The organism is Micromonospora sp. M61 (assembly GCF_018070245.1).
Classification (GTDB): Bacteria; Actinomycetota; Actinomycetes; order Mycobacteriales; family Micromonosporaceae; genus Micromonospora; species Micromonospora zamorensis.
On record NZ_JAGPYA010000023.1, the window covers coordinates 26,676 to 49,536 of the forward strand.

General features: G+C 71.5%; 21 protein-coding genes. 14 read left to right on the plus strand and 7 right to left on the minus strand.

From position 1 onward, the window contains the following. Positions 1-226: 226 nt before the first annotated feature. The 6 genes from KBX34_RS15390 to nadC all read left to right on the plus strand — a co-directional run bounded on the left by KBX34_RS15390 (position 227) and on the right by nadC (position 6,263). Positions 227-1,201, plus strand: a complete 975-nt coding sequence (locus tag KBX34_RS15390; RefSeq protein ID WP_210925541.1) for a Rossmann-like and DUF2520 domain-containing protein — start codon at positions 227-229, stop codon at positions 1,199-1,201. Positions 1,202-1,256: 55 nt separating this feature from the next. Then, on the plus strand, positions 1,257-2,105 hold the full coding sequence (gene panC / locus KBX34_RS15395; protein ID WP_141911571.1) for a pantoate--beta-alanine ligase: 849 nt from the start codon (positions 1,257-1,259) through the stop codon (positions 2,103-2,105). Between the two features lie 41 nt (positions 2,106-2,146). Beyond that, positions 2,147-2,575, plus strand: coding sequence for an aspartate 1-decarboxylase (gene panD / locus KBX34_RS15400; RefSeq protein WP_088950520.1), 429 nt, complete (start codon positions 2,147-2,149; stop codon positions 2,573-2,575). Positions 2,576-2,673: 98 nt separating this feature from the next. Beyond that, complete coding sequence (locus KBX34_RS15405) at positions 2,674-3,567, plus strand: septum formation family protein (protein ID WP_210925542.1); 894 nt, start codon at positions 2,674-2,676, stop codon at positions 3,565-3,567. A 108-nt stretch (positions 3,568-3,675) separates the two neighbouring features. Then, the gene (locus KBX34_RS15410) at positions 3,676-5,370 is read left to right on the plus strand and encodes an L-aspartate oxidase (protein WP_210925543.1); all 1,695 of its coding nucleotides are present in this window, start codon (positions 3,676-3,678) and stop codon (positions 5,368-5,370) included. Further along, positions 5,367-6,263, plus strand: a complete 897-nt coding sequence (nadC, locus tag KBX34_RS15415) for a carboxylating nicotinate-nucleotide diphosphorylase (RefSeq protein ID WP_210925544.1) — start codon at positions 5,367-5,369, stop codon at positions 6,261-6,263. The genes KBX34_RS15410 and nadC overlap by 4 nt, the downstream gene beginning before the upstream one ends. A 17-nt stretch (positions 6,264-6,280) precedes the next feature. Here nadC and KBX34_RS15420 read toward each other — a convergent pair whose 3' ends face one another. Then, positions 6,281-7,372, minus strand: coding sequence for a hypothetical protein (locus KBX34_RS15420; RefSeq protein WP_141911562.1), 1,092 nt, complete (start codon positions 7,370-7,372; stop codon positions 6,281-6,283). Positions 7,373-7,490: 118 nt separating this feature from the next. On the opposite strand from KBX34_RS15420, the gene KBX34_RS15425 reads away from it, so the two are divergent. Continuing rightward, the gene (locus KBX34_RS15425) at positions 7,491-8,249 is read left to right on the plus strand and encodes a type III pantothenate kinase (RefSeq protein ID WP_088950515.1); all 759 of its coding nucleotides are present in this window, start codon (positions 7,491-7,493) and stop codon (positions 8,247-8,249) included. Positions 8,250-8,282: 33 nt separating this feature from the next. Here KBX34_RS15425 and KBX34_RS15430 read toward each other — a convergent pair whose 3' ends face one another. Next, the gene (locus KBX34_RS15430; RefSeq protein ID WP_210925545.1) at positions 8,283-9,023 is read right to left on the minus strand and encodes a class I SAM-dependent methyltransferase; all 741 of its coding nucleotides are present in this window, start codon (positions 9,021-9,023) and stop codon (positions 8,283-8,285) included. 88 nt (positions 9,024-9,111) lie between these two features. Between KBX34_RS15430 and lysS the strand changes: the two genes are divergently transcribed. From lysS to KBX34_RS15445, 3 genes are all read left to right on the plus strand, one after another. Beyond that, positions 9,112-10,620: a lysine--tRNA ligase gene (lysS, locus tag KBX34_RS15435; protein ID WP_210925547.1), complete on the plus strand. Its 1,509-nt coding sequence runs from the start codon at positions 9,112-9,114 to the stop codon at positions 10,618-10,620. A gap of 111 nt (positions 10,621-10,731) precedes the next feature. After that, positions 10,732-11,076 (plus strand): Lsr2 family protein, encoded by a 345-nt coding sequence (locus tag KBX34_RS15440; RefSeq protein ID WP_088952068.1) that lies wholly within the window; start codon positions 10,732-10,734, stop codon positions 11,074-11,076. A 517-nt stretch (positions 11,077-11,593) separates the two neighbouring features. After that, the gene (locus KBX34_RS15445) at positions 11,594-14,143 is read left to right on the plus strand and encodes an ATP-dependent Clp protease ATP-binding subunit (RefSeq protein ID WP_088950512.1); all 2,550 of its coding nucleotides are present in this window, start codon (positions 11,594-11,596) and stop codon (positions 14,141-14,143) included. A gap of 305 nt (positions 14,144-14,448) precedes the next feature. Here KBX34_RS15445 and KBX34_RS15450 read toward each other — a convergent pair whose 3' ends face one another. Next, positions 14,449-15,360: an A/G-specific adenine glycosylase gene (locus tag KBX34_RS15450; protein ID WP_210925549.1), complete on the minus strand. Its 912-nt coding sequence runs from the start codon at positions 15,358-15,360 to the stop codon at positions 14,449-14,451. A gap of 96 nt (positions 15,361-15,456) precedes the next feature. Here KBX34_RS15450 and KBX34_RS15455 point away from each other — a divergent pair, with 96 nt between their 5' ends. The 3 genes from KBX34_RS15455 to KBX34_RS15465 all read left to right on the plus strand — a co-directional run bounded on the left by KBX34_RS15455 (position 15,457) and on the right by KBX34_RS15465 (position 17,382). Then, positions 15,457-15,969, plus strand: a complete 513-nt coding sequence (locus KBX34_RS15455) for a glycine cleavage system protein R (RefSeq protein ID WP_088950510.1) — start codon at positions 15,457-15,459, stop codon at positions 15,967-15,969. Then, on the plus strand, positions 15,966-16,550 hold the full coding sequence (locus KBX34_RS15460; RefSeq protein WP_210925551.1) for a peptide deformylase: 585 nt from the start codon (positions 15,966-15,968) through the stop codon (positions 16,548-16,550). The genes KBX34_RS15455 and KBX34_RS15460 overlap by 4 nt, the downstream gene beginning before the upstream one ends. Positions 16,551-16,668: 118 nt before the next feature. Next, positions 16,669-17,382 (plus strand): hypothetical protein, encoded by a 714-nt coding sequence (locus KBX34_RS15465; protein WP_210791295.1) that lies wholly within the window; start codon positions 16,669-16,671, stop codon positions 17,380-17,382. 7 nt (positions 17,383-17,389) lie between these two features. Here KBX34_RS15465 and disA read toward each other — a convergent pair whose 3' ends face one another. The 4 genes from disA to KBX34_RS15485 all read right to left on the minus strand — a co-directional run bounded on the left by disA (position 17,390) and on the right by KBX34_RS15485 (position 22,007). Then, a complete protein-coding gene (gene disA / locus KBX34_RS15470; protein ID WP_088952067.1) occupies positions 17,390-18,574 on the minus strand; it encodes a DNA integrity scanning diadenylate cyclase DisA in 1,185 nt (394 codons plus the stop codon). A 131-nt stretch (positions 18,575-18,705) separates the two neighbouring features. Next, positions 18,706-20,163 carry a DNA repair protein RadA gene (radA, locus tag KBX34_RS15475; RefSeq protein WP_210791293.1) on the minus strand — a complete coding sequence of 486 codons (1,458 nt, stop codon included), beginning with the start codon at positions 20,161-20,163 and terminating at the stop codon, positions 18,706-18,708. Positions 20,164-20,247: 84 nt separating this feature from the next. Then, positions 20,248-21,027 carry a hypothetical protein gene (locus KBX34_RS15480; RefSeq protein ID WP_210791284.1) on the minus strand — a complete coding sequence of 260 codons (780 nt, stop codon included), beginning with the start codon at positions 21,025-21,027 and terminating at the stop codon, positions 20,248-20,250. 140 nt (positions 21,028-21,167) lie between these two features. Then, positions 21,168-22,007 (minus strand): UbiA family prenyltransferase, encoded by an 840-nt coding sequence (locus tag KBX34_RS15485; protein WP_088950505.1) that lies wholly within the window; start codon positions 22,005-22,007, stop codon positions 21,168-21,170. A 46-nt stretch (positions 22,008-22,053) separates the two neighbouring features. On the opposite strand from KBX34_RS15485, the gene KBX34_RS15490 reads away from it, so the two are divergent. Next, positions 22,054-22,827, plus strand: coding sequence for a bifunctional 2-polyprenyl-6-hydroxyphenol methylase/3-demethylubiquinol 3-O-methyltransferase UbiG (locus KBX34_RS15490; RefSeq protein WP_099849091.1), 774 nt, complete (start codon positions 22,054-22,056; stop codon positions 22,825-22,827). Positions 22,828-22,861 lie beyond the last annotated feature (34 nt).

The window sequence follows — 22,861 nt, forward strand, 5'->3', positions numbered from 1 at the left end:
CGGTGCCGACCCTACGGTCAGTGGTTACGACGCGGACCGAACACCCCGGAGGCCCCCGAACCATGAGATTCCGCCTGTTAGTAGGGGTCTCCTGTGCAATCGGATGGGTCGGCAGGGGACCCTTGTTTCGGTGGTGAAGGTTTTCACACATGCTTGTCCTGGTTCGGCGGGGCGGGCGCATACTTGCGATCGACCGGTACCCCTTCTCGAGGACTGGATCATCGTCATGAGCGCACCGCTGCGCCCGCGTCCGGCAGCCCCTCACGGGCCCGCCGCATCGCGGGATCGCGCCGTTCCCGGCGCCCCTGTCGCCCCCCGTCTGCTGACCGTCGGTGTCATCGGTGCCGGCCGCGTCGGAGCCGTGCTGGGCGCCGCACTCACCGCCGCCGGCCATCGGGTGGTCGCCGTCGCCGGCGGCTCCAGCGCCAGCCGCGCCCGGTTGGCGCTGCTGCTGCCCGAGGTGCCGCGCCGCCCGGTCGCCGCCGTGGCCCACGCCGCCGTCGACCTGCTGCTGATCGCGGTGCCCGACGATGCCCTGGCCAGTGTGGTGGCCGACCTCGCCGACCGGGGTGCGCTGCGCCCCGGCCAGGTGGTCGCGCACACCTCCGGCGCGCACGGCCTCGCCGTGCTGGCGCCGGCCGCCGAGGTCGGTGCCCGGCCGCTGGCCCTGCACCCTGCGATGACCTTCACCGGTACGCCGGACGACCTGACCCGGCTGGCCGGCATCTCGTACGGGGTGACCGCCCCGGCCGAGTTGCGTCCACTGGCCGCCCGGCTGGTCGCCGACCTGGGTGGCGTGCCCGAGTGGGTGGCCGAGTCGGACCGCCCGCTGTACCACGCCGCGCTGGCCCACGGCGCGAACCACCTGGTGACCCTGGTGAACGAGGCGGCCGACCGGCTGCGCGACGCCGGGGTGGACCGGCCGGAGAAGGTGCTGGCCCCGCTGCTGCGCGCCGCCCTGGAGAACGCACTGCGGCTCGGCGACGACGCCCTGACCGGCCCGGTCTCCCGGGGCGACGCGGGCACCGTTGCGCGGCACCTGGCCCGGTTGGCCGCCACCGCGCCGGAATCCGTCCCCGCGTACCTGGCGTTGGCCCGACGTACCGCCGACCGGGCGATCGCCGCCGGCCGGCTCCAGCCGGTGGACGCGCAGTCGCTGCTCGGCGTGCTGGCCGACAACGGTAGGGAGGTGGCCGCGTGAGCGCGAGGAGTGAGCCGATCTTGCGAGTCCCGCAGTCGCGAACCGAGGTGCAGCGATGACGCAACTCGTGCACACGCGCGCCGAGTTGGCCGAGGCTCGGGCCGCGCTGAAGGGCACGGTCGGGGTGGTGATGACCATGGGCGCGCTGCACTCCGGGCACGAGACGCTGCTGCGCGCGGCCCGGGAACAGGCCGACCACGTGCTGGTGACGATCTTCGTGAACCCGTTGCAGTTCGGGCCGAACGAGGACTTCGACCGCTACCCGCGCACCCTCGACGCGGACCTGGAGGTGTGCCGCCGGGCGGGCGCCGACCTGGTCTTCGCCCCGTCGGTCGCCGACATGTATCCGGACGGCCAGCCCCGCGTACGCCTCGACCCGGGCCCGCTCGGCGCGGAGCTGGAGGGCGCGAGTCGTCCCGGCTTCTTCCACGGCGTACTCACCGTGGTGTTGAAGCTGCTCCAGCTCACCCGGCCGGACCTGGCGTTCTTCGGCGAGAAGGACTACCAGCAACTGACCCTGGTCCGGCGGATGACCCGGGACCTGGACGTGCCAGTCGAGGTGGTCGGCGTGCCGACCGTCCGGGAGTCGGACGGGTTGGCGTTGTCGAGCCGCAACCGCTACCTGAGCGAGTCGGAGCGGGCCGCAGCGCTGAGCCTGTCCGCCGCGCTGCGGGCCGGTGCGCGGGCCGCCGACGACGGCCGCGACGCGGGGGCGGTGCTGACCGCCGCGCACGCCGCGTTCGGAGCCGGTACGCCCGGCGCCCGCCTCGACTACCTGGTGCTCACCGACCCAGAGCTGGAGCCGGGGCCGGTTTCCGGGCCGGCCCGGCTGGTGATCGCCGCCTGGGTGGGCGCCACCCGGTTGATCGACAACGCGGCCATCCACCTCGCCCCGCGTCCCTGACCCGGCCGCCACCCTCCACCAATCCGCGAAAGGCCACCCCGATGTTCCGGACCATGCTCAAGTCGAAGATCCACCGAGCCACCGTGACCCAGGCCGATCTGCACTACGTCGGTTCCGTGACGGTGGACGAGGATCTGCTCGACGCCGCCGACCTGCTCCCCGGCGAGCAGGTGGCGATCGTGGACATCACCAACGGTGCCCGACTGGAGACGTACGTGATCCCGGGTGAGCGGGGTAGCGGCGTGATCGGCATCAACGGTGCGGCCGCGCACCTGGTGCACCCCGGTGACCTGGTCATCCTGATCTCGTACGGGCAGATGGACGACGCCGAGGCCCGGTCGTACCGGCCACGGGTGGTGCACGTGGACGCCGACAACCGGGTGATCGAGTTGGGTGCGGACCCGGCCGGCGTGGCACCCGGCATGGCCGGTGACCCGGTGCCCAGCCCGTTGGCGGTGTCCGCCGTCTGACTCCGAGCGGCCCGATTCCGCTCTGTCACCAGAAGGTCATTTGCGGTTACCCTGGGCGCGCTGGCGTAAGCCGGCGGGTGGCTGGGGGAGGCCGCTATATGCGCAGTGCCATGACGACTCTGTTCGCCGCTGCCGTGACGGCAACGTTGCTGGTCGGCTGTGCCAGCTCCGGCGGCCTGGATGGTGATCTGACCGACGACTGGGCGGCCCTGCCGGCACCGTCGGCGTTCACCCCGGCCGCCGGTGTGTGTCAGGCCGCCGATTTCACCGACGTGGTCACCCTCGCCGCCTATGAGCCGGTGGACTGCGCCGGTCCGCACCGGGTGGAGACCGTGCACGTGGGGGCGTTCCCCGTCGAGCGGGCGAGTGCCCCGGCAGGTGGCTCGGCCGAGCTGCGGGGCGCGTTCGCCGAGTGCGACACCCGCGCGACCGGCTACGTGGGCGACGAATGGCGGGTTGGTCGGCTCCGGCTGTCCGTGGCGTTGCCCTCCGGGCCGGGCTGGGCGGCTGGCTCCCGCTGGTTCCGGTGCGATCTGACGGAGCTGACCACCGTGGAGGCGGCGCCCACCGTGGTCGTCCGGTCGGGCAGCCTGCGGGACACGTTGAAGGGGGCCTCGGGGCTGCGGCTGGGGTGCCAGCAGACCGGCCGCACCGCCAGCCGGGTGCAGACGCTGGCACCGGTGGAGTGCGGCAAGCAGCACGACGCCGAGTTCGTCGGGGTGTGGCGCGCGCCGGACACGGCGTACCCGACCAGGGACAGCGACTGGTCCCCGCTGTACGACGGCTGTCGCAGCGTCCTCGGCCGTTACGTGGGCGTGCCGGACGACGCCGACCTGAGCTTCCGCAGCGGCGTGGTGGTCCGTCCGCCGGGTGCGGGGCGTTGGCGGGTCGGTGACCGGGGCGTCCGCTGCTACCTGTGGCTCAGCGACCGTACGGTGACCGCCTCGCTGAAGGGCGCGGGCCCGGCCGGCCTTCCGGTCCGGACGAAGTGACCGCAGGGCCCCGGCTGACGCGCCGCGGACGGCGCCGGACGGGGTAGCCGAAAACACTCGTCCCGCCCCCGCCGCCCCGAGCGAGGACCGTTCGGGTTGACTGGGAGGATGGACGTTCCGACCGTCGACCTGCCGGCCCTGCCCGCGTTACTGGCCGCGCCCGCGCCCGGCTGGGTCGAGACCACCGATGTGATCGTGGTGGGCTCCGGGGTGGCCGGCTTGACCGCGGCGTTGCACCTGCGTGAGGCGGGTCTGCACGTCACGGTGGTCACCAAGGTCAACATCGATGACGGCTCGACCAGGTGGGCGCAGGGCGGCATCGCCGCCGTGCTCGACCCGACGGACACCCCGGCGGCCCATGCCCGGGACACCGAGATCGCGGGAGTCGGTCTCTGCGACCCGGCGGCGGTCGGGGTGCTGGTCGACGAGGGCCCGACCCGGCTGCGGGAACTGATCCGGATCGGCGCCGAGTTCGATCGCCACCCCGACGGCTCGCTGATGCTGACCCGTGAGGGCGGCCACCGGGCGGACCGGATCGTGCACGCGGGCGGGGACGCCACCGGCGCCGAGGTGCAGCGGGCCCTGCACGCCGCCGTGCAGCGCGACCCGTGGATCCGGCTGTTCGAGCACGCTCTGGTGCTGGACCTGCTGCGAGCCCCGGGCGACGGCCCGGGCGGGCTCGGCCCGGCCTGCGGGATCACCCTGCACGTGCTCGGCGAGGGCAGCGAGGACGGCGTCGGCGCGCTGCTGGCCCGCGCGGTGGTGCTCGCCACCGGCGGCATGGGGCAGATATTCTCGGCCACCACCAACCCGGCGGTCTCCACCGGGGACGGGGTGGCGCTGGCCATGCGGGCCGGGGCGGCGGTGACCGACGTGGAGTTCGTCCAGTTCCACCCGACCGCCCTGATCACCCCGCCCGGCGCGGGGGTGCCCGGTGCCGGGCACGCACAGCAGCCGCTGGTCTCCGAGGCGCTGCGTGGCGAGGGCGCCTACCTGGTGGACGCGGACGGCAAGCGGTTCATGGTGGGTCAGCACGAGCTGGCCGAGCTGGCCCCCCGGGACGTGGTGGCCAAGGGCATCCACCGGGTGCTGCTGGCCTCCGGGGCGGACCACGTCTTCCTCGACGCGCGGCACCTGGGCGGGGACTTCCTGGCCGGGCGGTTCCCCACCATCGTGGCGTCCTGCCTGGCGATCGGCGTGGACCCGGCGACCGACCTGATCCCGGTGGCACCGGCCGCCCACTACGCCTCCGGCGGTGTCCGCACCGACCTGCGTGGCCGCACCTCCATCCCGGGCCTGTACGCGTGCGGCGAGGTGGCCTGCACGGGTGTGCACGGCGCGAACCGGCTGGCCAGCAACTCACTGCTGGAGGGTCTGGTCTTCTCCCGGCGGATCGCCGAGGACATCGCGGCCGGCCTGCCCGAGCAGGTTCAGCCGGCCGACACCGGCGCCTGGCGTGGTGGTACGGGCTGGGTGCTGCCCGCGGAGGTGACGCCCACCCTGCAACGGGCGATGACCCGGGGGGCCGGGGTGCTCCGGTCCGCGGCGACGCTGGCGGAGACGGCCGCGACGCTGACCGAGCTGGGCGTGGCCCGGGGCCGGCCGCGGACCGCCGACTGGGAGGCGACGAACCTGCTCACAGTGGCGTCGACGTTGGTCGCCGCCGCGTACGCCCGTGGTGAGACCCGGGGCTGCCACTGGCGGGAGGACTTCCCGACGGCCGACGAGCGGTGGCTGGGCCACCTGGTCGGGTCGGTCGGAGCGCAGGGCCGGGTGACGCAACAGTGGGAGGGGAACTCGTGATCGAGTCGACGGAGACGGCGTTGCGGGCGGCTGGGTTGGACCCGGCGCACGTACGACAGGTGATCGAGGATGCGCTGGTCGAGGACCTGGGCCCGGATTTCCTGGACGTCACCAGCGTGGCCACCATCCCGGCGGAGCAGACCGACACCGCCGACCTGGTGGCCCGCGCGGACGGGGTGTTGGCTGGGATGGCCGTGGCCGCCGCCGTGTTCGAGCTGGTGGGCGAGGTGACGGGCTTCGGTCGTACCGTCGAGGTGTCGGTGCTGGCCCGCGACGGCGAGCGGGTGGCCCGCGGCGACGTGCTGGCCACGGTGACCGGCCCGACCCGGCTGCTGCTCACGGCCGAGCGGACGGCGCTCAACCTGCTCTGCCGGATGTCCGGGGTGGCCACCCACACCCGCGCCTGGGCCGACGCCCTGGCGGGCACGAAGGCGATGGTGCTGGACACCCGCAAGACGACGCCGGGCCTGCGGGCGCTGGAGAAGTATGCGGTGCGCGCCGGCGGGGGCACCAACAAGCGGATGGGCCTCTACGACGTGGCCATGATCAAGGACAACCACAAGCTGGCGGCCGGGGGCATCACGGCGGCGTACCGGCGGGTCCGGGAGGCTTTCCCGGAGGTGCCGGTGCAGGTCGAGGTGACCACCGTTGACGAGGCGGTGGAAGCGGTGGAGGCCGGGGCGGACTTCCTGCTCTGCGACAACATGACGCCCGAGCTGCTGGCCGAGGCGGTGGCCGCGGTGGGTGACCGGGCCGAGCTGGAGGCGACCGGTGGGCTGACCCTGGAGGTCGCGGGCCGCTACGCGGCGACCGGCGTCGACTTCCTCTCGGTGGGCGCGTTGACCCACTCCTCGCCGATCCTGGACATCGCGCTGGACCTGCGGACCGAGTAGCGGCGCGCGTCGGCGTCTCAGACGGTGGTCAACGAACTGGTGGTGAGGTTGAAGATCACCCGGTTCTCGGTGTCCTGTCGGCCGTCCAGGCCGTACTTGGCCCGGAACAGCTCCAGCACCCGGTTGTAGATCTCGGGCGGCAGCTCGTCGGCCTCTCCGATGGCGAAGATCTCGCCGGCCGCCTCGGGCCGCTGCAGCACGACGGTCAGCCCGGCCAGGCCGTGCCGGGCCACGTTGCGCACCAGGTCGGTGCCGGCGATGTACCACTCACCGTCGGAGCGGACGTAGAGCGCGTCGCAGGTTTCCAGGTCACGACCGGCTTGGCGCAGGCAGAGCCGCAGCGTGAGGCAGGCCGCCAGGTCCTCCAGTGGGGCGGTGTCCCACAGCTCGGCGAACCGGTCGTCGACGAACTCGCCCAGCGGGGTCGACACGAACGCCTCGATCTGCTGGGTGTCGAAGGTGCTGCCCTGCACGGGGAAGAACGAGATGAACGCCTTGCCGTCCCAGCGGTACATCTGCACGGAGGGCGCGGCGCTGTAGACCCGGACCTGGAGCCGGGCGCGGGCCGACTCGGGCAGTTCCTCGCTGAGCCGCGCGAAGTGCCACAGGTTGTTGAGGATGGCGACCGAGGCGTCCCGCCGGCGCACCTCCTCGCCGCGCAGCCGGACCGCCGGTGAGTCCGGGTCGAGGAGGAGCACCTTGACGGCGGCGCCGTTGACGAGCGCGGAGCGCAGCGCGGCCACGAAACGGGCAGCGTACGGGCCCTCCAGCATGCTGGTCCAGGTTTCCAGGATGGCCACGATCTCCCGGGACTGGGCGACCCGTTCGATCAGGGCGTCCCGGTCCAGTCGGGGGTGTTCGATGATGCTGACCGTCTGGAGTTCGCGGAAGAGCGGGTTGAGCACCACGTAGGTCAGCAGCGTCATGATCAGAGCGGCGCCGATGTTGAGGTAGAGGTCGCCGGTGAAGCTGCCGCTCTCCCGAATGGACGCCCGCCACGCCTGCACGATCATCCAGATCGCGCCGCCGGCCAAGGCGACCAGCACCAGCACGTGTCGTCGACGTCGGCGCAGGGTGTTACGACCCCGCACCCACCACGTCCCCGACATGTCCGCTCCCCGTCCGGCCGCGCCGTGGATTGACCCATGTTCATGTCGCGATGCTCCAAGGATACGGTCCGCCGGCCGGTCCGCACCTGCCCGCACGGTCGTTGTCTAGGCTGCGTGCGTGCTGCTCTGCATCGACATCGGAAACACCAACACCGTGCTGGCGACCTTCGACGGCGACAAGCTGGTGCACTCCTGGCGGATCAAGACCGATGCCCGCTCGACGGCGGACGAGTTGGGCCTGATGTTCCGGGGCCTGCTCGCCGGGGACAACGTCGAGATCACCGGCGTGGCCGCCTGCTCCACGGTGCCGGCCGCGTTGCGGTCGCTGCGCACCATGCTCGGCCGTTACTACGCCGACCTGCCGAGTGTCGTCGTCGAGCCCGGGGTGCGGACCGGGGTGCAGTTGGCGATCGACAACCCGAAGGAGGTGGGCGCCGACCGGGTGGTGAACACCCTGGCCGCGTACACCCTCTACGGCGGGCCGTCGATCGTGGTGGACTTCGGCACCACCACCAACTTCGACGTGATCAGCGGTCGGGGCGAGTTCCTCGGCGGCGCGTTCGCCCCGGGCATCGAGATCTCCTTCGACGCGCTTGCCGCCCGGGCCGCGCAGCTGCGCAAGGTCGAGGCCACCAAGCCTCGCTCGGTGATCGGCAAGAACACCGTGGAGTGCCTTCAGGCCGGCCTGTACTTCGGCTTCGCCGGTCAGGTGGACCGGATCGTCGAGCGGATGACCGAGGAGTTGGGCGAGGTGCGGGCGGTGATCGCCACCGGAGGCCTGGCCTCCCTGGTGATCAACGAGTGTCACACCATCACCCACCACGAGCCGATGATCACGCTGATCGGCCTGCGGATGGTCTACGAGCGCAACCTCTGACCGGCCCACGCGGACTCGGTGGTCGCGGTGGTGTCAGCGCCGCCGGGCCCGCAGGACCATCGTGCGGTACGGCAGCTCGACGGTCTCCCGACCGGCCAGTTCGGGGTGGGTGGCCAGGAGCTCCCGCAGCTCCTGGTCGATCGTCGCGCGCCGCTCGGCCGGGGCGGTGAGCCAGTATGAGCGGGTGTGCAGCATCGCGACGATGTCGTCCGGTGTGAGCGTGGTGTGGTGGTTGAACTCGCCCAGCTCGATCGGCTCGAACGCGGGGCCGAAGTCGGTGTACCTCTCGATCACGTTGCCGGCGTTGTCCCCCAGGTGCGCGATCCGGCCCAGCTCGGCGACCCAGTCCACCCGATCGTCGCGCATGTTCCAGATCGGGGCGAACGTCCCGCCGGGCCGCAGCACCCGGGCGATCTCGATGTGCGCCAGCTCCCGGTCGAACCAGTGGTACGCCTGCCCCACCATTACGGCGTCCGCGACCTCGTCGGGCAGGGGCACCGACTCCGCGCCACCGGCCAACGCCGTGAGTCCGGGGGTGGCGGCTGCCAGTTGGGCGCGCATGGCGGGGTCCGGCTCCACGGGTGTCACCTCGTGGCCCAGGGCGAGCACGCCGCGCGTGAGGATGCCGGTGCCCGCGCCCAGGTCGACGAAGCGGGCGGAACTCCCCAACCCGTCCAGCGCCCACCGCACTGCCGGTTCCGGATAACGGGGACGAAACCGGTCGTAGTCGGCTGCCGCCGCACCGAATGAGAGAGCGTGGGTGTGATCCGCCATGCCGGGCAGGTTATCCGGTAACGACCCCCTGAGGGCTTGAGTACGCTCGGGCCTGACCCCTGTATCTCCCGTGACGAGGAAGCGTGCCGTGAGCGAGCAGAACCCCGTGCCAGTGGACCCCGCAGACGACCTTCCCGAGCAGATGAAGGTCCGCCGGGAGAAGCGGGACCGGATGCTCGCCGAGGGCGTCGAGCCCTACCCGGTCGGTTTCTCCCGCACGACCACCCTGGCGCAGGTCCGGGCGCGCTACGCCGACCTGCCGACCGACACCGCGACCGGTGACCCGGTCGCGGTCACCGGCCGGGTGATCTTCGTACGCAACACGGGCAAGCTCTGCTTCGCGACCCTCCGGGACGGCGACGGCACCGAGTTGCAGGCGATGCTCTCGCTGGACCGGGTCGGCCCGGAGCGACTGGAGGCCTGGAAGCGCCTGGTCGACCTCGGCGACCACGTCGGCGTCACCGGTGAGGTGATCACCAGCCGCCGGGGTGAGCTGTCGGTGCTGGCGCAGGAATGGGAGATGACCGCGAAGGCGCTGCGTCCGCTGCCGGTGGCGCACAAGCCGCTCTCCGAGGAGGCGCGCGTCCGGCAGCGTTACGTCGACCTGATCGTCCGGCCGCAGGCGCGGGAGATGGTTCGCACCCGGGCCGCCGCCGTACGTAGTCTGCGCGATTCACTGCACGGGCAGGGCTTCATCGAGGTGGAAACACCGATGTTGCAACTGCTGCATGGTGGCGCGGCGGCCCGACCGTTCGTGACCCACAGCAATGCGTTGAACACCGATCTGTATCTGCGAATCGCGCCGGAACTGTTTCTCAAGCGCGCTGTGGTCGGTGGCGTCGACCGCGTCTTCGAGATCAACCGCAACTTCCGTAATGAGGGTGTCGACTCTTCGCACTCGCCGGAGTTCGCGATGCTGGAGACGTACCAGGCCTACGGCGACTACAACACGATGGCCGAGTTGACCCGCAATCTCGTGCAACAGGCGGCGATCGCGGTCAGCGGCTCGATGGTGGTGACCCACGCCGACGGTCGGGAGTTCGACCTGGGCGGCGAGTGGCGATCCGTGACGCTGTTCGGCGTGCTTTCCGAAGCGCTGGGCGAGGAGGTCACGGTCCGCACCGATCGTTCCCGCCTCGTCGAGTACGCGGACAAGGTGGGATTGGCCGTGGACCCCAAGTGGGGGCCGGGCAAGCTGGCCGAGGAACTGTTCGAGGAGCTGGTCGTCCCCGGCCTTGTGGCGCCCACCTTCGTACGCGACTACCCGGAGGAGACCAGCCCGCTCACCCGGGCCCACCGCAGCGAGCCGGGTCTGGCCGAGAAGTGGGACCTCTACGTGCTCGGCTTCGAGCTGGGGACCGCGTACTCCGAGCTGGTCGACCCGGTGGTGCAGCGCGAGCGGCTGGTGGCCCAGGCGCAGCTGGCCGCGCGGGGCGACGACGAGGCGATGCGTCTCGACGAGGACTTTCTCCGGGCGATGGAGTATGGAATGCCGCCGGCCGGCGGCATGGGAATGGGAATCGACCGGATGTTGATGGCCCTGACGGGGCTCGGAATTCGGGAAACGATCCTCTTCCCGTTGGTCCGCCCCGAGTAGTCGGGCCCGGCTCCGCCGGGCCGTAACGGCATCCTATTGACGCGGCGAGCGGCGCGCGGGTTATTGTGCTCTCGTTAAGCAGGAGCGCCCTGCTCGAAAGGAATGTGGGACGTGGCCAAGCAGATCATTCACAAGCTGGTCGATGACCTGGACGGCGGGGACGCTGACGAGACCGTCAAGTTCGCCCTCGACGGCGTTCAGTACGAGATCGACCTGTCGAAGGCCAACGCCGCTAAATTGCGCGACGCTTTTGCCGCGTACGTGGGCGCTGGCACCAAGGTCGGTCGCGGCGGCGTCGTGATCGGTGGGCGTGCCGCCCGCGGTCGGGGTGGCGCGACCGCCGATCGGGAGCAGAACAAGGCGATCCGGGAGTGGGCCAAGAAGTCCGGCAAGGACATCTCGGACCGGGGTCGTATCCCGCAGGAGATCGTCGACGAGTACCACGCGAAGCGCTGATCCGTCAGCGACCTGGTGGCTCTTCCGCCACCGCAGGCGACACCGACGCCGGGCCGGAGCACCTCTCCGGGCCGGCGTCGCCGTATCCGCCGACGCCCGTCCGGGGACCGGGAAGCATTCGGCACCCGGCGGCGTTGTCCACAACCAGTGGAACAGCTGTCCACAACCTGTGGACAACCTTCCTCAGGGCCCGGCGCGGCGTTCGTCGCGACCTCCGGCCCACCCCCTCCGAGCCCTCGGAGCGCCTCCACGGCGCTTCCAGAGCCCGGATCGGGCTTCTGTCACGCCAGTCGGATTTCGCTCTGCGCGTAGCGACAGGGCTACCGGAACACCTCCTGAGCGCGGACGGTTGTCCAAAACGACGTGGAACCGACCCAGAGCAGAGACACACGACCTCAGCTGAGTCGGTGAACGACGATAGAGTAAGGAGGCACGGACGCCCGTCCCGGACGTTCGTGCACCGGCCCCGCCAAGATCTTGACCATCAAGGCGCACGGCACGTGAGGAGCACGAGGGCATGTTCGAGCGGTTCACCGACCGAGCGCGACGGGTTGTCGTCCTGGCCCAAGAAGAGGCCCGGATGCTCAACCACAACTACATCGGTACGGAACACATCCTGCTGGGCCTGATCCACGAAGGTGAAGGCGTCGCGGCAAAGGCCCTGGAGAGCCTCGGCATCTCCCTGGAGGGCGTCCGCCAGCAGGTCGAGGAGATCATCGGCCAGGGCCAGCAGGCGCCGAGCGGGCACATCCCGTTCACGCCGCGGGCCAAGAAGGTGCTGGAGCTGTCGCTGCGCGAGGCGCTGCAGCTCGGCCACAACTACATCGGCACGGAGCACATCCTGCTCGGGCTGATCCGTGAGGGCGAGGGCGTTGCCGCCCAGGTGCTGGTCAAGCTCGGCGCCGACCTCAACCGGGTCCGCCAGCAGGTGATCCAGCTGCTTTCCGGCTACCAGGGCAAGGAGCCTGCCGCGGCGGGCGCCACGCCGGGTGAGGCCGCGCCGTCGACCAGCCTCGTGCTGGACCAGTTCGGCCGCAACCTGACTCAGGCCGCCCGCGAGGGCAAGCTCGACCCGGTCATCGGGCGCGAGAAGGAAATCGAGCGGGTCATGCAGGTGCTCTCCCGCCGTACCAAGAACAACCCGGTCCTGATCGGTGAGCCCGGCGTCGGTAAGACCGCCGTGGTGGAGGGGCTTTCCCAGAAGATCATCAAGGGCGAGGTGCCCGAGACTCTGAAGGACAAGCAGCTCTACACGCTCGACCTGGGTGCGCTCGTCGCCGGTTCCCGCTACCGCGGTGACTTCGAGGAGCGCCTCAAGAAGGTGCTCAAGGAGATCCGCACCCGCGGCGACATCATCCTGTTCATCGACGAGATCCACACCCTGGTGGGTGCGGGTGCCGCCGAGGGCGCGATCGACGCCGCGAGCATCCTCAAGCCGATGCTGGCCCGTGGCGAGCTGCAGACCATCGGTGCCACCACCCTCGACGAATACCGCAAGCACCTGGAGAAGGACGCCGCTCTCGAGCGCCGCTTCCAGCCGATCCAGGTGGGTGAGCCGTCGCTGGCGCACACCATCGAGATCCTCAAGGGCCTGCGTGACCGCTACGAGGCGCACCACCGGGTGAGCATCACCGACGCCGCTCTCGTGGCTGCGGCGACGCTGGCCGACCGGTACATCTCCGACCGCTTCCTGCCGGACAAGGCGATCGACCTGATCGACGAGGCCGGTGCCCGGATGCGGATCCGTCGGATGACCGCGCCGCCAGACCTGCGTGACTTCGACGAGCGCATCGCCCAGGTGCGCCGCGACAAGGAGTCCGCGATCGACGCTCAGGACTTCGAGCGCGCCGCTCAGCTGCGTGACAAGGAGAAGCAGCTCCTTGGTCAGAAGGCTCAGCGGGAGAAGGAGTGGAAGGCCGGTGACCTGGACGTCGTCAGCGAGGTTGACGACGAGCAGATCGCCGAGGTTCTCGGCAACTGGACCGGCATCCCGGTCTACAAGCTGACCGAGGAGGAGACCTCACGCCTGCTGCGCATGGAGGACGAGCTGCACAAGCGCGTCATCGGCCAGGAGGACGCGGTCAAGGCGGTCTCGAAGGCGATCCGGCGTACCCGGGCCGGCCTGAAGGACCCGAAGCGCCCGTCGGGCTCGTTCATCTTCGCCGGTCCGTCCGGTGTCGGTAAGACCGAGCTGTCCAAGGCGCTCGCCGAGTTCCTCTTCGGCAGCGAGGATTCCCTCATCCAGCTGGACATGTCCGAGTTCCACGACCGCTACACGGTCTCCCGGCTCGTGGGTGCCCCTCCCGGCTACGTCGGTTACGACGAGGGCGGGCAGCTGACCGAGAAGGTGCGGCGTCGGCCGTTCTCGGTGGTCCTCTTCGACGAGATCGAGAAGGCCCACCCGGACGTGTTCAACACGCTGCTCCAGATCCTGGAGGACGGTCGGCTCACCGACGGTCAGGGTCGAATCGTGGACTTCAAGAACACGGTCATCATCCTGACCACCAACCTGGGCACCCGTGACGTCGCCAAGGCGGTGTCGCTGGGCTTCCAGCAGTCGGAGGACTCCGAGTCCAACTACGACCGGATGAAGCAGAAGGTCAACGACGAGCTCAAGCAGCACTTCCGGCCTGAGTTCCTCAACCGGATCGACGACACCATCGTCTTCCACCAGCTGCGTCAGACCGAGATCCTCTCGATCGTGGACATCATGATCCAGCGGATCGAGGGCCAGCTGCGCAACAAGGACATGGGTCTGGAGCTGACCGACAACGCCAAGAAGTACCTGGCGGCGAAGGGCTTCGACCCGGTGCTCGGTGCACGTCCGCTTCGTCGCACGATCCAGCGCGACATCGAGGACAACCTCTCCGAGCGGATCCTGTTCAACGAGCTGACCCCGGGTCAGATCGTCGTGGTGGACTGCGAGGGCGACCCGAACGACATCGACAAGTCCAAGCTCGTCTTCCGGGGTGCCGAGAAGCCGGTCGAGGTTCCGGACGCCGTTCCGGCCGACCTCGGTGGCACGGCCGCCGGCACTGCGGCAGCGGCGACGGACGAGGTGGCGTAACAAGCAGTAAGAAGGCGGGGCCCGGTGGCGTGAGCCACCGGGCCCCGCCTTTCTTGCGCTACCCCCACAGGTCACCCGAGCCCGCCGCGCCTGCCCGTGCCTGCCGTGTCTCTCTGCGCCGCGCCACGCAAGATCCGCGCAACATCAGGGAAAGTGCTGCCTCACGACGTCCGGAGGCAGCAACTTCCCTGATGTTGTGGGCGGAGTGCGGCTGGCGGCCCGGCGTGGCGCGGGGCCGTCCGCGCGGCGGGGCGCGGCCCCGCGGCGGGCGGGGGCAGGACAAGACAGGGTCAGGGCGGGGTGGGTCAGGTGGTCAGCTCGGCTGTCGGGTGGGACGGGCCGTCGCCGACGAGGCGGAAGCTGTCGGCTCCGGCCGCTTCGACCAGCCCGTCCTGCACCAGGCCGGCCAGGGCTCGGGCACGTTGGACGTCATCGGTCCAGACCTGGTCCAGGCGCTGGTGTGGGACCGGCCCGGTGGTCTCCCGGAGCACCCCGAGCAGGAGACCGCGTACCTGTCGGTCGGTGCCCGCGTACCGCTGGGGTCGCCGGGTTGGCCCTGCTGGCGCCTCCTGGCCGGAGGCCCGCCAGGCGCAGACCGACTCGACCGGGCAGGCGGTACAGCGCGGTGACCGGGCTGTGCAGATCACCGCGCCCAGTTCCATGAACGCGGCGCTGGCGAGTGCCGCGGCGGCCGGTTCCACCGGGAGCAGCTCTTCGGTGGCGACGAGGTCGGCTGGCCGGGTGACCGGTCCGGCGTCCGGCTCGCCGGCCACCGCCCGGCAGACCACCCGGCGAACGTTGGTGTCGACCACCGGGTGCCGCTGCCCGTACGCGAAGGTGGCCACTGCCCGCGCCGTGTAGGTGCCGACCCCGGGCAGTGCCAGCAGTTGCTCCAACCGGTCCGGCACCTGGCCGCCGTGCCGGTCCACGATCGCGACCGCGCATTCTCGCAGCCGAACTGCCCGACGGGGGTAGCCGAGACGTCCCCACATCCGGATCGCCTCGGCCGGGGTGTCCGCGGCCAGCGCCGCCGGGTCCGTCCAGCGGGAAAGCCATGCCTGCCAGGCCGGCACCACCCGGACCACGGGGGTCTGCTGGAGCATGACCTCGCTGACCAGGATGGCCCACGGGGTGACCCCGGGTGCACGCCACGGCAGGTCACGGGCGTGTTGCTGGAACCAGCGGCTGACCAGGGGGGCGAAATCGGGTTGAGTCATGGCGCCGTCGATGATGTCACGCCTGGCGATCCCGCTGGATGGGCGGCTCGGGCGGGGTGCCGCGGCTGCGCCTGACGGATCGGAGAGAATGCCCGGATGAACGAGCTCGCGATCACCGTCATCGGTCGGGACCGGCCGGGCATCGTGGCCGACGTCGCCGAGGTCCTCGCCCGACTGGGTGCGAACCTCACCGACAGCACGATGACGCGCCTGCGGGGGCATTTCGCGATGACCCTGATCTGCACCGGGCCGGCCTCCGCCGAGGTCGAGGCCGCGTTGGCGCCGCTGGCCGCCGAGGGGCAACTGCTGGCGACGGTACGCGCGGTCACGCCGGACGGCGAGGTGCCTGCGGCGGGTGAGCCGTACGTGATGGCCGTGCACGGTTCGGACCGGATGGGCATCGTCGCGGCGATGACCCGGGTGCTGGTCGACGCCGGCGGAAACGTCACCGACCTGAGTACGCGGTTGGCCGGGTCGCTCTACGTGGTGCTGGCCGAGGTCGAGTTGCCGGCTGGTGTGGCCGACACACTGATCGACCGGTTGCACCGGACGGCTGCCGAGCTGGGCGTGGAGGTCACCCTCCGGCCGGCGGACCCGGATCTGTTGTGAGCAGCGAGGAGAACGGGCCGGACGTCGAGGCGTATGTCGGTCTGGGCGACTGGACACCCGAGTCGCTGGTCGTGCCCGGTGAGGTGCGGCCGGTTGTGTCGGCCCCTCATCCGGTGTTGAGTCGGGCCGCCGAGGGGGTCGATCCGACCGCGAAGGAGACCGTCCAGCTCGCGGCCGACCTGGTGGCGACGATGCGGGTGTCGCCGGGCTGCGTGGGGCTGGCCGCGCCGCAGGTCGGGGTGGGTGCGCGTGTGTTCGCCGTCGATGTGACCGGGCACCCGAAGGCGGTCACGGTGCATGGCACCTTCGTGCTCTGCAACGCCCGGGTGGTTGAGGCGACGCGGTGGAAGCCGGGTCGGGAGGGGTGCATGTCGGTGCCGGACCTGACGGGGGATGTGAAGCGGGCCAGCCGGCTGGTGGTGGAGGGTGACCTGCCGGGCACCGGTGAGCCGGTCCGGTTGGTGACCGACGGCTTCGAGGCTCGGGCGTTGCAGCACGAGATCGACCACTGCGCGGGGTTGCTCTTCCTGGATCGGGTGGCCGGTGCGCACGCCGTCTACCAGCGCAAGGTCTACCTCTGATCGGTCGCCGGACGGTCGGCAGTTTTGTCCTGAGTGGAGAGTGGATCGGGTGCCCGCGGGCGGCCCCGGCGCGTCGCGCCGTACTGGCCGGGGGAGCGCGGCTACGGTGGGAGGCATCATGCGTCTGACGGTCGGCCCCCTGCCACCCGCCGTGTACTGGCGGCGTCGCGTCGTCGTACTCGGAGCGGGGCTACTTTTCCTGATTGTCCTGCTCTACTCGTGCACCCAGTCGGGTCGTTCCGGCGAGAAGCCGACCGCGGGGGCGACTTCGACGCCGACTTCCGCCGGCACGCCCGCTCCTGAGGGCCCGGTGCTGACCCCGGAGACCGGGGCTCCGCCGCCGCCCGCGTCCGCCGATCCGGCTGTGACGAGTCCGAGTCCCGCGATCACCAGCAACACACCTCCGCTGGGCGCGGCGGCCGGTTCGGAGGACGACGGCACCTGCACCGACGCGGAGATCAGCGTGGTCTCGTCGGCGAGCCCGACCTCGGTCCAGCGTGGGGCAGTGGTCGAGCTGCAACTCAAGATCAAGAACACGTCGGACCGCACGTGCAGTCGGAACGTCGGCGCCGACCTGCAGGAGATCTTCATCAAGTCCGGTGCGGAGAAGATCTGGTCGTCGGACACCTGCGGCAAGGTCCAGGGCTCGGACGTGCAGACCTTCACGCCGAACTTCGAGCGCGCCTACCAGGTGCCGTGGAACGGGCGGGACACCAGCCGGTGCGACGGTGCGCTGGCCGGCGGGCCGTTCCCGCCGCTCGGGTCGTACCAGGTGTTCGCCCGGGTGGGCACGAAGCTCAGCTCACCCGTGAAGCTCACCATCACCGGCTGAGCCGGGGTCAGACGTACCGTTCCAGGATGGATGCCTCGGCGAGCCGGGACAGCCCCTCGCGGACGCCTCGGGCCCTTGCGTCGCCGACGCCCTCGACGGCCTGCAGATCCTCCACTGTCGCGCCCAGCAGGCGCTGGAGGCTGCCGAAGTGCACCACCAGGCGGTCGACCACCGCGACCGGCAGCCGGGGCACCTTGGCCAGCAGCCGGAAGCCGCGAGGGCTGACCGCGGCGTCCAGCGCGTCGGACGCGGCCGGGTAGCCGATCGCCTTGGCCACCGCCACCAGGTCGATCAGCTCGGTGGCGCCGAGCAGGTCCAGCTCGACGAGTGCCTCGTCCAGGGTGCGTGACTTGCGGCCGATCGGGAGGTAGTCCCGGATGACCAGCGTGCGGTCGGCGTCCACGCCGGCCATCAGCTCGTCGAGTTGCAGGGCGAGCAGGCGACCGTCGGTGCCCAGCTCGACCACATAGCCGGCGATCTCGTCGGCGATCCGGCGAACCATTTCCAGTCGCTGCACCACGGCCACCGCGTCCCGTACGGTGACCAGGTCCTCGATCTCCAGTGCGGAGAGCGTGCCGGAGACCTCGTCCAGCCGGAGCTTGTAGCGCTCCAGGGTGGCGAGCGCCTGGTTGGCCCGGGAGAGGATGGCGGCCGAGTCGTCGAGCACGTGCCGCTGGCCGTTGACGTAGAGGCTGATGATCCGCATCGACTGGCTGACCGAGATGACCGGGTAGCCGGTCTGCCGGGCCACCCGCTCGGCGGTGCGGTGCCGGGTGCCGGACTCTTCGGTCGGGATGGACGGATCGGGCATCAGGTGCACGGCCGCCCGGACGATCCTGGTGCCGTCGCTGGAGAGCACGACCGCGCCGTCCATCTTGCACAGCTCGCGGACGCGCGTCGCGGAGAACTCCACGTCCAGCGGGAAGCCCCCGGTGCACAGGCCCTCGACGACCTTGTCGTAGCCGAGCACGATGAGCGCGCCGGTGCGGCCGCGCAGGATGCGCTCCAGACCGTCGCGTAGGGCGGTGCCCGGGGCCATCAGGGCGAGATTGGCCCGCAACGGGTCCCCGGCGCTCCCGGCGGCTCCCGCAGTCACGCTCACGCTGATCGGGCGGGCGGGCGAGCCCACGGCGCCGGTGCGGGCCTGGGGCGGCGCGCCGGCTGGCTTGGTGGTTTCGCGGTCGATCGGCACGGGCACAGTCTACGGACTGCCGTGCGGTGGGTGCTGTCGTGGTTACTGTGATGTGTCACGATGCGGCCCTTCCAACCGATTCCCGCTTGCGACGTGCTGTCCGGTATCGCCGTCTCCGTCGGCACGGTGCGTCACTCGGCGGACGCGCGGGCCGCATGGTGCAGTGCCGAACGGACGTCCGTGACCTCGGTCACCCGCATGTGCTCTGGGCCGGCGCCGGTGCTGGCCGGCCCGCAACCGGTCGGCACCAGGGCCACCTTGAACCCCAGCCGGGCCGCTTCGGCCAGCCGGCGCGGCACCGCCCCGACGCGGCGCACCTCGCCGGTCAGACCCACCTCACCGATCGCCACCAGGTGCGGCGCGATGGCCAGGTTGAGCCCGCCGGAGGCGACCGCCAACGCGACCGCCAGGTCGGCGGCCGGCTCCACCACCCGGATCCCGCCCACAGTGGCGGCGAAGACCTCCCGGTCGTGCAGGGTCAGCCGCTCGGTGCGTCGTTGCAGCACCGCGAGCACCATCGCCAGACGCGCCGAGTCGAGGCCGGAGACGGTGCGTCGGGGAGAGCCCGCCACGGTCGCGCCGATCAGGGCCTGGACCTCGGTGACCAGGGCCCGCCGCCCCTCCATGGCCACTGTCACACAGGTGCCCGGGACCGGCTCCGCGTAGCGGGTCAGGAACAGCCCGGACGGGTCGGCCAGGCTGCTGATGCCACCCTCGTGCATCTCGAAGCAGCCGACCTCGTCGGCCGCGCCGAACCGGTTCTTCACGCCGCGCACCAGGCGGAGCGACGAGTGCTTGTCGCCCTCGAAGTGCAGCACGACGTCGACCAGGTGCTCCAGCACCCGGGGCCCGGCCACCTGGCCGTCCTTGGTGACGTGCCCGACCAGCACGGTGGCGATGCCCCGCTCCTTGGCGACCGAGACCAGCGCGGCGGTCACCGCGCGCACCTGGGTCACACCACCGGGCACGCCCTCGGTGCCGGTGGTCGAGATGGTCTGCACCGAGTCGAGCACCAACAGGCCCGGCTTGACCGCGTCGAGGTGACCGAGCACCGACGCCAGGTCGCTCTCCGCAGCGAGGTAGAGCTGCTCGTGCAGGGTGCCCATCCGTTCGGCGCGCAGGCGCACCTGGCTGACCGACTCTTCGCCACTGACCACCAGTGAGGGGCTGCCGGCACCGATCGCCCAATGCTGCGCCACATCGAGCAGGAGGGTCGACTTGCCGACACCGGGCTCGCCAGCGAGCAGCACCACGGCACCGGGGACCAGGCCGCCGCCGAGCACCCGGTCGAGTTCGCTCACCCCGGTGGGCACGGCGCGGGCCGGAGCGGCGCTGATGGTGGCGATCGGCCGGGCCGGCTCGGTCGGCATCCGGGAGCTGACCACGCGACCGGAGACGGTCGGGCCGGTCACCGTGCTCTCGACCACCGCGCCCCACTCGCCGCACTCCGGGCAGCGCCCCACCCACTTGGGTGGCTGGTGCCCGCAGGCGTCGCACTGGTAGGCCGGACGCGGCTCGCGGGCGGCGGACCGGCCACGGGCGGCGCCGGCGGTGCCGCCGCGCGAAGGGGTCGATCGGGAGGTGGTCACATCAGGACGCTAGCCCTCGCGTACGACGAAAACACCCCGGCGTGGTGGTCACCACGCCGGGGCGTTTGTCGATGTGGGTTCGGGTCACTCGTGGGTGGTGCCACCCTCGTCGCCCTCGTAGCCGCCCTCGCGCTCGATGATCGGCGAGGGGGGTGCGGCCGGAGTGAGCGGCACCGCGATCGGCGCCTGGCCGGTGACCGTGTTGCCGTTGCCGAAGTCGAAGGTCACCAGGACGTTCTGCCCGGAGCGCAGCGCCTCGGTCAGACCGACCAGCCGGAGCTGGGTGGTGGCCTCGGAGTTGAACTGCACGTAGCTCAGCGGGGCCAGCTCGATCCGGGCCGGCGTGCCCGGAGCGGAGGGGCTGGCCGAACCGGACGCCCGCGCCGACTCCGGGGCGGACGGGGTGGCCGAGGACGACCCGGTCTCGGAGGGGGTCGCCGATGGGCTGGCCGAGCCGGACCCGGAGGTCGACGGGCTGGCCGAGCCGGAGGGAGACGGGCTCGTGGAGGCGGACTCCGAGGCGGACGGCGACGGGCTCGCCGAGCCGCCGCTGATCACCAGCTCACGGGCGCTCTCGGTGGTGACGGTGACCGTCACCGTCTCCTTCGAGTCGTTGTAGATCACGGCGCTGAGCCCAGCGTCCTGGCCGGCCTTGTAGCCCTCGGTGCCCGGGTAGTCCACGAGCAGGCCACGCACGGAGAAGGAACCGTTGTTGGTGGTGAGGCTGACGCCCTGGACCGACGCCTCCTTGGTGGCGGTCTCGGCGATCTGTCCGGTGCCGCAGCCGGACGTCAGCAGACTGGCCGCCGCAATTCCGGACAGCAACAGGGCCGCACGCCGGGATCCCCTGATCGAGCGCGTCACGTCGGTCCTCCTCGTCACAATCCCCACCCGGGCCGCACGCCGGGCACGGTGGCCATACCCGCGCAGACCGCGCTCCAGGGTAGTTGGGACTGATCGAGGCCCGCACGCGGACCCGGCAATGCCACCTGCCCGGGTGCCGTTCACACCACCCGACCGCTCGCGACCAGCAGGACCACGTCGATGAGGGCCACCAGCATCACCGCCCGGAAGGCCGACACCGGCCGCCGGCCGGCCCGGACCGCCGAGCGCCCGGCGTACCAGCTCAGCGGTGGCACCACGGCGGCCGTGACGACCGCCGCCACCCCGATCGCCGACGGCGGCCCGGGTGGCCCGAGGACCAGGGCCGCGGTCGCCGCGAGGAGCAGGCCGGCGGCCGCGATCCGGCTGCCGGCGGCGCCCAGCCGGTGCGGCAGGCCGCGCACCCCGGTCCGTGCGTCGTCGGCCAGGTCGGGCAGCACGTTGGCGAAGTGCGCCCCGGCCCCCAGGCAGGCCGCCGCGACCAGCAGCCAGGCGGGTGGGGTCGGCTGCCCGGGCAGCGCCAGCACCACGAAGGCGGGCAGCGCGCCGAACGAGACGGCGTACGGCAGCACCGAGAACGCGGTGGCCTTGAGCGGCCAGTCGTAGAGCAGCGCCGAGACCAGTGCGACGGTCAACCAGAACGCCGCAGTGGGGTTCGTGGTCAGCGCCAGCAACGGACAGGCCACCGCGGCCACCGCCGCGGCCCAGGCCGTGGTGCGCCGACCGACAGCGCCGGCGGCGACCGGTTTGTCGGTACGCCCCACAGTGGCGTCCCGCTCGGCGTCCAGCGCGTCGTTGGTCCAGCCGACGGCGAGCTGGCTGGCAAGAACGGCGAGCACGACGGACACGATTCCGGTCGGCCGGTGACCCACTCCCCAGGCCAACAGGCCGGAAACCGCGGTCACCGCTGCGGCCGGTTCCGGATGGCTCGCTCTGACCAGCCCTAACACCCTCGACGACATAAGGGAAGTCTGGTCGTTACCGAGCAGTCGTGCCACGCTCGGTGCCATGCGAGACGTGGCTGCGTCCGCGGCGTCCACCGGCCCCCGGGTGCTGCCGCGTAACGATCCGCGCCAGTACGACGACCTGGCCGGTGAGTGGTGGCGGCCCGATGGCGCGTTCGCGATGCTGCACTGGCTGGCGGAGGCCCGCGCGGCGCTGGTGCCGCCGGCCACCCGTCCGGGCGCGCTGCTGGTCGATCTGGGTTGCGGCGCCGGTCTGCTCGCGCCGCACCTGGCCGGCAAGGGTTACCGCCATGTCGGGGTGGATCTGACTCGCTCGGCGCTGGTCCAGGCGGCCGAGCACGGGGTGCGCGTGGTCCAGGGCGACGTCACCGCCGTCCCGCTGCCGAGCGGTTGCGCCGACGTGGTCTCCGCAGGTGAGCTGCTGGAGCATGTGCCGGCCTGGCCGCGTGCGGTGGCCGAGGCGTGCCGTCTGCTGCGTCCGGGCGGTCTGCTGGTGTTGGACACCCTGAACGACACGGCGCTGGCCCGGCTCGTCGCGGTACGGATCGCCGAGCGGCTGCCGACCGTGCCACGCGGCATCCACGATCCACGGTTGTTCGTGGACGCCCGGGCACTGGTGGCCGAGTGTGCCCGGCACGGTGTCGACCTGCGGCTGCGAGGCATCCGTCCGCAGGTCGGGGGCATGCTTGCCTGGTTGCTGCGCCGGGCCCGCGCGACCCGGACGTCCGGTGCGACGTCCACGGGCCGCGCGCCACGCATCGTGCCGACCCGGTCCACCGCCGTGCTCTATCAGGGCCGGGGGGTCCGCAAAGGATAGTCCGGGCCTGGCGGGGGTATGGGACGCCGAGGAG